The 9,322-nt window shown below is 48.8% G+C and carries 9 protein-coding genes and 3 pseudogenes; 11 read left to right on the top strand and 1 reads right to left on the bottom strand.

Annotated elements, in window-relative coordinates:
- The 11 genes and pseudogenes from AB5935_RS22570 to AB5935_RS22520 all read left to right on the top strand — a co-directional run.
- A pseudogene (locus tag AB5935_RS22570) lies at positions 1-252 on the top strand (conjugative transposon protein TraK); the annotation flags it as partial.
- Positions 253-258: 6 nt separating this feature from the next.
- On the top strand, positions 259-579 hold the full coding sequence (locus tag AB5935_RS22565; RefSeq protein WP_005944136.1) for a TraL conjugative transposon family protein: 321 nt from the start codon (positions 259-261) through the stop codon (positions 577-579).
- On the top strand, positions 548-1,918 hold the full coding sequence (traM, locus tag AB5935_RS22560) for a conjugative transposon protein TraM (RefSeq protein WP_005944132.1): 1,371 nt from the start codon (positions 548-550) through the stop codon (positions 1,916-1,918). The genes AB5935_RS22565 and traM overlap by 32 nt, the downstream gene beginning before the upstream one ends.
- 44 nt (positions 1,919-1,962) lie before the next feature.
- Positions 1,963-2,949 (top strand): conjugative transposon protein TraN, encoded by a 987-nt coding sequence (gene traN / locus AB5935_RS22555; RefSeq protein WP_005944129.1) that lies wholly within the window; start codon positions 1,963-1,965, stop codon positions 2,947-2,949.
- Positions 2,950-2,951: 2 nt separating this feature from the next.
- Positions 2,952-3,527 carry a conjugal transfer protein TraO gene (locus AB5935_RS22550; protein WP_005944127.1) on the top strand — a complete coding sequence of 192 codons (576 nt, stop codon included), beginning with the start codon at positions 2,952-2,954 and terminating at the stop codon, positions 3,525-3,527.
- A gap of 8 nt (positions 3,528-3,535) precedes the next feature.
- Positions 3,536-4,438, top strand: a complete 903-nt coding sequence (locus AB5935_RS22545; protein ID WP_025066945.1) for a toprim domain-containing protein — start codon at positions 3,536-3,538, stop codon at positions 4,436-4,438.
- Entirely contained in the window at positions 4,435-4,938 is a 504-nt protein-coding gene (locus tag AB5935_RS22540; protein ID WP_005944124.1) for a DUF3872 domain-containing protein, read from the top strand. The genes AB5935_RS22545 and AB5935_RS22540 overlap by 4 nt, the downstream gene beginning before the upstream one ends.
- Positions 4,935-5,264, top strand: a pseudogene (locus tag AB5935_RS22535) (lysozyme); the annotation flags it as partial. The gene AB5935_RS22540 and the pseudogene AB5935_RS22535, both read left to right, overlap by 4 nt.
- Positions 5,265-5,388: 124 nt before the next feature.
- Entirely contained in the window at positions 5,389-6,603 is a 1,215-nt protein-coding gene (locus tag AB5935_RS22530) for a tyrosine-type recombinase/integrase (RefSeq protein WP_217742806.1), read from the top strand.
- Positions 6,600-7,919, top strand: a complete 1,320-nt coding sequence (locus AB5935_RS22525; RefSeq protein ID WP_005642462.1) for a tyrosine-type recombinase/integrase — start codon at positions 6,600-6,602, stop codon at positions 7,917-7,919. Before AB5935_RS22530 ends, AB5935_RS22525 begins: the two co-directional genes overlap by 4 nt.
- Complete coding sequence (locus AB5935_RS22520; protein ID WP_005642461.1) at positions 7,909-8,949, top strand: tyrosine-type recombinase/integrase; 1,041 nt, start codon at positions 7,909-7,911, stop codon at positions 8,947-8,949. The genes AB5935_RS22525 and AB5935_RS22520 overlap by 11 nt, the downstream gene beginning before the upstream one ends.
- A 140-nt stretch (positions 8,950-9,089) precedes the next feature.
- On the opposite strand, the pseudogene AB5935_RS22515 reads toward AB5935_RS22520, so the two are convergent.
- Positions 9,090-9,322: pseudogene (locus AB5935_RS22515) on the bottom strand (lysozyme); the annotation flags it as partial.

Below are 9,322 nucleotides of genomic sequence, written 5' to 3'. Positions count from 1 at the left end.
CGCATCATCGCCGGGAACATCAACCAAGTGCTGAAGGTGGACAGCGTGGTGTGCGACTTCAACGGCTATCCCTACCGTGCCGTGACCTACGCCACGCAGAAGATCATCCGGCAGAGCAACGTCACAGAGCGCAGCCTCGTGACCACTTGTCGCCTCTTGAACTCGTCTCGTTCGGACGACAACCCCAACGGGTTCACCATCGAGGGATTCACCATCATCGAGAACAAGGATTTACAAACCATCAAAAGGTAAACGGATATGAAGAAAATCAAGAAATCATTTTGGGGCGCATATTGGAAACTCCATGACAAAAAGAAAATGCTGGTGGCAAGGCTCAGGGGCTATCTGGACGGTTTGCCGCCGAAGACACGCAGGCGCATCGTGCTGGCAATGCTCGCCGCATTCGCCACGCTTGCCCTCTACACTTTCGGTAAAGCCGTCTATGACATCGGCAGGAATGACGGTAGCCGGATGGTGACAGACCATGCCGGACAGGTGGAACTGTCCGTACAGCAAAAAACGGAAAATCACTTAATACCTTATTTATATGGAACAGACAAAGAACGAAACGAAGATTGAGAACAAGACGGAGAGCAAGCCCGAAAACAAGACGGCTCCCGGCAACGACAAGCCGAAGAAGGAGCGCAAGCCGCTGACCGAAGCCCAACGGCTGAAACGTCAGAAAATGATAGTGCTTCCCGCTATGGTGCTGGTATTCATCGGGGCGATGTGGCTGATATTCGCCCCGTCCTCCGGCAAGGAGCAGGAACCGGGAACAAGCGGCTACAACATCGAGATGCCCGACGCGGACAAGGAGAACCGCCGGATTATCGGTGACAAGGCGAAAGCCTACGAGCAGGGGGCAATGGAGGAACGGCAGGAGAACCGCAGCCGCGCCATGCAGCAGTTGGGCGACCTGTTCGACCGCGAAACGGCGGCAGCGGATGGGGACAGCGACTTCGACCTTGCCAATCCCGGCGGAACGGAAGAGGCGGTGAAGCCCGCGCCGAAAACCATCCAGTCCTCGGCAGCTGCCTACCGTGACCTCAATGCCACACTCGGCAACTTCTACGAGCAGCCGAAGAACGACAATGCGGAGATGGACGAACTGCTGGAACGCATCGCCACGCTCGAATCCGAACTGGAAAGCGGAAAAGAGAGAAGCTCCACGATGGACGAGCAGGTGGCACTCATGGAAAAATCCTACGAGCTGGCGGCGAAGTACATGGGCGGTCAGAACGGCACGCAGGCGGCGGGACAGACCACAGAGCCGTCCCCCGTGCAGAAAGCCGGAAAGAATACGGCAAAACCCGTCAGGCAGGTGACGCATCAGGTGGTGTCCTCGCTCGGACAGCCCGTGAGCAATGCCGAATTTGTCGCTTCCTTCTCGCAGGAACGCAACCGCAGTTTCAACACGGCGGTGGGCATTACAACCGTATCGGACAGGAACACCATACCGGCATGTGTCTATGGGGCGCAGAGCGTGACGGACGGGCAGGCGGTCAGGTTGCGCTTGCTGGAGCCGATGGCGGTAGCAGACCGGATCATTCCCCGTAATGCGGTGGTGGTCGGCGCAGCCAAGATTCAGGGCGAACGGCTCGCTATCGAAATCACCTCGCTGGAACACGACGGTACGGTTATCCCGGTGGAGTTGGAGGTCTATGACACGGACGGACAGCCCGGCATATTCATCCCCAACTCGATGGAGATGAACGCTGTCCGGGAGGTTGCCGCCAACATGGGCGGCTCGCTGGGGAGCAGCATCAACATCTCCACCAATGCCGGGGCGCAGCTCGCCTCCGACTTGGGCAAGGGGCTGATACAAGGCACGAGCCAGTATATAGCCAAGAAGATGCGCACCGTCAAAGTGCATCTGAAAGCCGGGTACAGGGTCATGCTCTATCAAGGAGTGAATTAAGGAAATAATCAAATTTTTATTTACCACTAAAAATCCAAAGTAAAATGAAAAAAGTAATCATGATGTTTGCCCTCGCTATGGGCATCGCAACTGCCAACGCGCAGGAAAACGTAACCGTTGGGCAAAGCAACGGAAGTGACCAACCGACCTTGACAAAGGAGGTCTATCCGCAGAAGGAGGCGGACGGCGACCTGTATCACGGTCTGACGAGAAAGCTGGGCTTTGACCGCATGGTTCCCCCGCACGGCTTGGAAGTGACCTACGACAAGACCGTGCATGTCATCTTCCCGGCGGAGGTGCGCTATGTCGATTTAGGCTCGCCCGACCTGATCGCGGGCAAAGCCGACGGAGCGGAGAACGTCATCCGTGTGAAGGCAACCGTGAGGAACTTCCCGAACGAAACCAACATGTCTGTCATCACGGAGGACGGGAGTTTCTACACCTTCAACGTGAAGTACGCCGCCGAGCCGCTGCTGCTCAATGTGGAGATGTGCGACTTCATCCATGACGGCGAGGCGGTGAACCGCCCGAACAACGCGCAGGAAATCTACCTGAAAGAGCTGGGCAGCGAAAGCCCGATGCTGGTGCGCCTTATCATGAAGTCCATCCACAAGCAGAACAAACGTGAGGTGAAGCATATCGGCTGCAAGCGTTTCGGCATCCAGTACCTTCTGAAAGGCATATACACGCACAACGGGCTTCTGTATTTCCACACGGAAATCAGGAACCAGAGCAACGTGCCTTTCGATGTGGACTACATCACATGGAAAATCGTGGACAAGAAGGTGGCGAAGCGTACCGCCGTGCAGGAGCGTGTCATCCTGCCGCTCCGCGCACAGAACTACGCCACGTTCGTGCCGGGCAAAAAAAGCGAGCGCACGGTCTTCACGATGGCGAAGTTCACCATCCCCGACGGCAAGTGCCTCGTGGTGGAGCTGAACGAGAAGAACGGAGGTCGCCACCAGTCTTTCGTGATCGAAAATGAGGATTTGGTACGTGCAAACACGATTAACGAACTCCAAGTGCGCTGACCATGAGAAAGCACATCGCAATAATCATCGCGTCGCTTGCACTCTTCACGGGGCAGGCGCACGCCCAGCGATGCCTGCCGAAGATGCAGGGTATCGAGGTCAGGGCGAATCTGGCAGACGGCTTCAAACCCGGCGGTAACGACGGCGGGTACAGTTTCGGGGCGGCTCTCTCCACCTACACGAAGAAGGGTAATAAATGGGTGTTCGGAGGTGAGTATATTCTGAAGAACAACCCCTACAAGGACACTTCCATACCTGTGGCGCAGTTCACGGCGGAAGGCGGCTACTATTTCAAGATACTTTCCGATGCCCGTAAAATCGTGTTCGTCTATGCGGGGGCTTCGGCTCTCGCCGGGTATGAATCGGTGAATTGGGGCGAAAAGGTGCTGCATGACGGCTCGACACTGCATGACCGGGACGCCTTCGTCTATGGCGGTGCGCTGACGCTGGACGTGGAGTTTTACGTGGCTGACCGTATCGCCCTGCTCGCCAACCTCCGGGAGCGTTGCCTGTGGGGTGGCGACACGAAGAAATTTCATACGCAGTGGGGCATGGGTATAAAGTTCATCATCAACTGATGCGCCGCATGGAACGGACGGATATAGACACTATGAGGCAAATATCCCTCGCGGACTTTCTCGCACGGTTGGGACATGAGCCTGTCCGAAGGAGCGGAAACGAGCTGTGGTATCATGCGCCATACCGCAATGAGCGCACGCCCTCTTTCCGCGTGAACGTGGCGAAACGGCTCTGGTACGACTTCGGCTTGGGCAAGGGCGGTGACATCTTCACGCTTGCCGGGGAGTTTGCCCGAAGCGGTGACTTCATGGCGCAGGCGGGATTCATAGCGGAAACTGTGCGTATGCCATTTGTCTCAGCGAAAAAGCCGTTGTACCTGCCGGAACCGTCCGAACCTGCCTTTGAGGGAGTGGAAGCCGTCCCGCTGCTCCGCTCACCACTGACGGACTATCTGGCGGAACGGGGCATCCCTTATGCCGTTGCATCCCGCCACTGCTGCCGCCTGAACTATGGCGTGCGTGGAAAGCGGTATTTCACAGTTGGCTTCCCGAACGTGGCTGGTGGCTACGAAATCCGGAGCCGCTATTTTAAGGGTTGCATACCACCCAAAGATGTGTCACTGATAAAACCGGAAGATACCGCCTCTGACGTATGCAGCGTGTTCGAGGGTTTCATGGACTTTCTGTCCGCTGACACACTCGGCATAGGCGGCAATGGCGACAGCCTTGTGCTGAACTCCGTCGCCAACGTAGGCAAGGCGGTGAAACACTTGGACGGGTACGGGCGCATCGACTGCTTCCTCGACCGTGACGAATCCGGGCGGAGGACGCTGGAAGTCCTCAAAGGACACTACGGCGGACGTGTCTGTGACCGTTCCGCACTCTATGACGGTTGCAAGGACTTGAACGAGTATCTGCAACGGACAGCAAAAAAAGAAATGAACAATAACTTAAAAATCAAAGGACAATGAACATACTGAACAACAAGAACAAGAGAACATCCATCTTCAAGGCGTTGGCACTCTGCCTGTTCGCCGCCGTGTCGCTCACGCTCGCATCGTGTGACGATGACATGGACATCCAGCAATCCTATCCGTTCACGGTGGAAACGATGCCCGTACCCAACAAGGTGACAAAGGGGCAGACGGTGGAAATCCGCTGTGAGCTGAAAAAGACAGGCGAATTTGCCAACACGCTCTACACCATCCGGTATTTCCAGTTCGAGGGGGAAGGCACGCTGAAGATGGACAATGGCATCACTTTCCTGCCCAATGACCGCTACCTGCTCGAAAACGAGAAGTTCCGGCTGTACTATACGGCTGAGGGCGACGAGGCGCACAACTTCATCGTGGTGGTGGAGGACAATTTCAAAAATTCCTACGAATTGGAATTTAACTTCAACAACCGGAACGTGAAGGACGACATTCAGACCGTCATCCCCATCGGCAATTACAAACCTCTGCCAAGATGATGCGTGTATTCATGGCTATCCTCTGTTCGCTACTGGCGGTCTGTTCCGTGTCCGCACGGGACAGCCGTCAGAAGGGGACGGACGGGCAGGCGGCAATCTACCGCCTGCCGCCTTTCGAGCGGGCGGTTCGGTGTACGAAGTATTTCGAGGGCTGGCATTCGGAGAAACACCACCCATACGTGGGCTGGGGGCATCAGGTGCAGCCGGGGGAAAGGTATTCGGCACGCACCATGACGAAGCGGCAGGCGGACGCGCTCCTGCGGAAAGACTTGCGGAAGTTCTGCGCCATGTTCCGCAAGTTCGGGCGTGACAGTCTTTTGTTATCCAAACCCCAGCATTATCCTAAAAATATAGTTTTTTATTCTGTAAATCATTCTGTTATAGGATGAATAGGTTTGGATAATACATTCCTATATCTTTGCTAATGGCACTAAAGCCAATAGGAAGAATATGAATATAGCACAGTTAAAATTAAGCCAGAAGAAGTTACTGGACAACCTCGTTTCCCGTGGTTATGACACTCAGTACATCAAAGGAGTAAAATTTGTTTTAAGACTTCTTTTTGAACATGAAGGATGTTTTCATTCGTATGAACAGTTTGCAGAAAAGTTTATCCGTACAAGGGGATATACAAAAGCGACATTGGATCTTAGGATGATGCATTTACGTACTATCCAAGCATATGATGAATTTGGGCACTACCCGGACAAGAAGTCCTTTGTTCCGTTATGCTATCCTTCCAGGTATAATATGCTTAACCCCAGTTTTCGGAAAGTTATAGACATTTATCGGAAGCGTGCCGCAGAACATAAAAAGAAGTCCACAGTAAAAATGGAAACCGATGCCGTTACAATGTTCCTTTTTGAGATGCAAAAGTTCCACGTCTCTTCATTGGATGAAATCAAAGAAGAACATGTTTTGTCCTTTTTCCTTAAAGAAGAACAGCAAAAGCGTTCAAGGACATATTGCGGTCACATAGCGTCAGCCCTTAAAGAGTTGGGGGATTTATACGACATGAAAAAAGTATTAGGTTATTTCCCTGATTTGAAATATGAAAGGAAAAACTTCAACTATCTTAAGGATGATGAAATCAATGTGATAAAAAATGCTTTGTCAGACTCTAACAATATTTTGACTTTCAGGGAAAAAGCTATAGTTTCATTGGCTTTATATACTGGCATAAGAGGATGTGACATTGCCAACTTGAAATTGACAGACATAGATTGGAAGAAGGAACGAGTCAGCTTCGTCCAGGAAAAGACTGGTAATCCGATAGTGTTGCCCCTTCTTCCCCATGTTGGAAACTCATTGTTTGATTACATACGGAATGAACGGGACAATGAGGCCGGATCCGTGTATCTGTTTCCCAACAAGAAGAATACGACAGAAAGGTTGGAGAACAAAAGTATCGGCACCATTGTCAATACAGTCTTTGAGAAACTAAACCTTAGAAAAGGTGAATCCGGGCGTGGAGTCAGCGTATTTCGGCACAACCTCGCCTCTAAATTACTTGGTAAAGGTACCGAGATTAGGGTCATCAGCCATATTTTAGGACATATCTGTTCTTCATCTATAGTCCCATATATAGATGCTGACATCCCTCATCTGAGAGAATGCGGAATCAATATTGAATGTTATCCAATAAGAAAGGAGTTGTTCGAATGAAAACAGATTCACATCTACCCCAATTTGCAGATTTGATGTCTGAATATGTCAATTTCATCTCCGGTATCGGAAAATGTGACTATATAACCCGCATATACCTGAACTCTTTCGCCAAGTACTGTATGAATCATGGCGGAGTGCTGTCGGATGATATTATCTCCGGATGGGCATCAAGGACAGATAAGGAAAGCTATTATACAAACCGTAACAGATGCATTATTTTGAGGCGCTTCATCCGTTATATCCGGTCGAAATATGGGGCACCGTTCAAATTGCCATCATATCCTCCGGATATAAAATACACACCTAAGCCAAAGCGTATTCCTGTTTCAGAACAGCCATACTCTTATTCCGCAATATCCCATATAGTCAAGAAATATGAACTTTACAAAAGAGCTTCTGGGAAATTCAGTAGGCGGACAATGGACAAGATTCGCCGTTTCAATGACTTCTGCGCTCAAAATTATCCGTCAGCCGAAGTTCTTACAGAAGAAATTGTCCTTGATTATTGCAAGAAGAAAAAAACGGAATCCGCAAAGTCATGCAATAACAGAATTGTAGGTGTCAGAGGATTTCTGAAATATGCGAATAGCCGTGGTTTTGTAAATATTCCTCTTCCATCCACCATTCCAAGAGTCAATGTCACATCATTCGAACCACATCCGTTTACTCCAGAAGAGCTTGCAAGATTCTTTAATGAAGCGGACAATCTCGAACCTCCAATAAATTGCCGTGACATGAGGGCTGCGCTTATGAAAGTGGAAGTTCCGGTCTTTTTCCGACTTTTGTACAGTACAGGGATGCGTACAACAGAAGCCCGTCTGCTCAGAGTAGAAGACGTAGACTTGCAATCCGGTGTTATAAATATAAGATACACAAAGAGCATAGATGAACATCGGGTTGCCTTGCACGAATCCATGTGGTCGCTATTGCAGATGTATAATGTCAAAATGGAAAATCTCATGCCCGGAAGAAAGACATTCTTTCCTAACGAGTATGACAAACCATATTCCGGAGAATGGGTAACGGCAAGTTTTAAGAAAGTATGGAAGAAAGTCAGTACGGCACACGCAAGAGCATATGATTTTCGCAGTCACTATGCGGTCGTGAACATAAACGGTTGGGATCACTGCGGCATTGAATGGATGGACAAACTCTTATATCTCAGCCGTTCCATGGGACACCGTTACATTCAAAACACATTATATTATTACAGGCTTGTACCGCTGTTTGCACACCAGTTGGAAAATCTGACAGGATGTGGGTATGAAGAACTTTTGCCTGATTTAAACGACTATTTTGAATATGAAGACTAAAGCAGAACATTCAATTATCGCCGATGCCATCCATGAGTGGCATACGGTCTATCTTCCGTGTATAAGGAATCTGAGCCATAACGCTTTAAAATCATACGGAGAGGGAATGGGAATCTATATAGACTTCCTTGAATCCTCAAAAGGAGTCACATCAAATACCCTTTGTGGGGAATGCTTCCGTAAGGACTGGATTGAAGAATGGATTGCGTGGCTGAAAGAAGTAAGAAAATGCAGCCCGCAAACATGCAATCATCGCCTCTCCATATTGAAAAATTTCCTCCGTTTCCTTGCGCACAAGAAAATCCAATTCATAAAATATGATTGTGATGCCGCTGAAATAAAAAGAATGCAGCAACCTAAAAAACAAGTGGAAGTAATCACAAAAGATACAATCAAACGGATTTTTGCAAGCATCAATACACGTACATTGATAGGTAAGAGGGATTTTGCCTTGTTCAATCTTCTATATAGTACTGGAACAAGAATAGATGAAATATTATCATTGAGGCTGTCGGCACTGCACCTGGATGAAACGAAAGGTTACATTCTTGTTTTGGGTAAAGGGAATAAACAACGTACCATTTATTTGTTGAACAGCATGGTAAGAATACTGAGACATTATGTGAAGTTGTTCCATCCGGCAAATCCGTTACCTTCTGATTTTGTATTTTTCCCCATATATGGCCATGCAAACAAAAAAATCACTTCAGAAGCGATTAGCAAGCGGTTGAAAATGTATGTTAGGATTGCGTCTCAGGGGCTACTTGAAATTCCTGTAGATTTTCATTGCCATAGTTTTCGGCATGCACGGGCTACCCATTGGTTGGAAGACGGTGTAAACTTGGCGCAGATACAAAAACTATTGGGGCATGAGAGCATTGAAACGACAATGAAATACGTAGGAGTTTCATCAGAACAAATGATACAAGCTTTATGCTCTATGGAAGACAATCTGACTTTAGGCGTTGAAAAGAAATATAAGAAAATCAGAAATAAAGATTCATTAGCAACAGTTCTTGGATTGAGATAATACTTAGTAATAAATGAGTGACTGTTCTTGAATAATGGAACAATCACTCTTTATTATCTGCTACCAAAATATAACAATTTACTGATATTCAATATAGTAAAAAGTCAAGTTGGGATAATATTTTGGTTTGGATAACTTTTGTTATCCGAAATTTCGGATAAGAGCAGTGAGTCTTTACCGTAGGGACGAAACAAGGAACAGAGCTCTTTAAGGTCTTTACGGAGAAGTGACTCTGATTCTGTGGCAGTCATCTCGGATGAATACCTTTCTCCGGGTCGCAGTCGATGTCCATATCCAACGTAAGGATAATCTTTTTTTCGATGTAGTCCCTCATAGTACTTGATACAACAGACGGCCCTTTCAAAAGGTGGAA

Origin of the sequence: Phocaeicola sp. RTP21198st1_B8_RTP21198_201120 (genome assembly GCF_040929485.1) — a bacterium.
Classification (GTDB): domain Bacteria; phylum Bacteroidota; class Bacteroidia; order Bacteroidales; family Bacteroidaceae; genus Phocaeicola; species Phocaeicola dorei.
Note: the sequence above shows the minus strand (reverse complement) of the source record. Positions and strands in the feature narration are given on the sequence as shown.

Excerpts from the sequence above, each read along its gene's own strand:
- AB5935_RS22565 (WP_005944136.1), top strand. The coding sequence starts at position 259 with ATGAAGAAAATCAAGAAATCATTTTGGGGCGCATATTGGAAACTCCAT.
- traM (WP_005944132.1), top strand. The coding sequence starts at position 548 with ATGGAACAGACAAAGAACGAAACGAAGATTGAGAACAAGACGGAGAGC.
- AB5935_RS22525 (WP_005642462.1), top strand. The coding sequence starts at position 6,600 with ATGAAAACAGATTCACATCTACCCCAATTTGCAGATTTGATGTCTGAA.
- AB5935_RS22520 (WP_005642461.1), top strand. The coding sequence starts at position 7,909 with ATGAAGACTAAAGCAGAACATTCAATTATCGCCGATGCCATCCATGAG.
- traN (WP_005944129.1), top strand. The coding sequence starts at position 1,963 with ATGAAAAAAGTAATCATGATGTTTGCCCTCGCTATGGGCATCGCAACT.
- AB5935_RS22545 (WP_025066945.1), top strand. The coding sequence starts at position 3,536 with ATGGAACGGACGGATATAGACACTATGAGGCAAATATCCCTCGCGGAC.
- AB5935_RS22530 (WP_217742806.1), top strand. The coding sequence starts at position 5,389 with ATGAATATAGCACAGTTAAAATTAAGCCAGAAGAAGTTACTGGACAAC.
- AB5935_RS22550 (WP_005944127.1), top strand. The coding sequence starts at position 2,952 with ATGAGAAAGCACATCGCAATAATCATCGCGTCGCTTGCACTCTTCACG.
- AB5935_RS22540 (WP_005944124.1), top strand. The coding sequence starts at position 4,435 with ATGAACATACTGAACAACAAGAACAAGAGAACATCCATCTTCAAGGCG.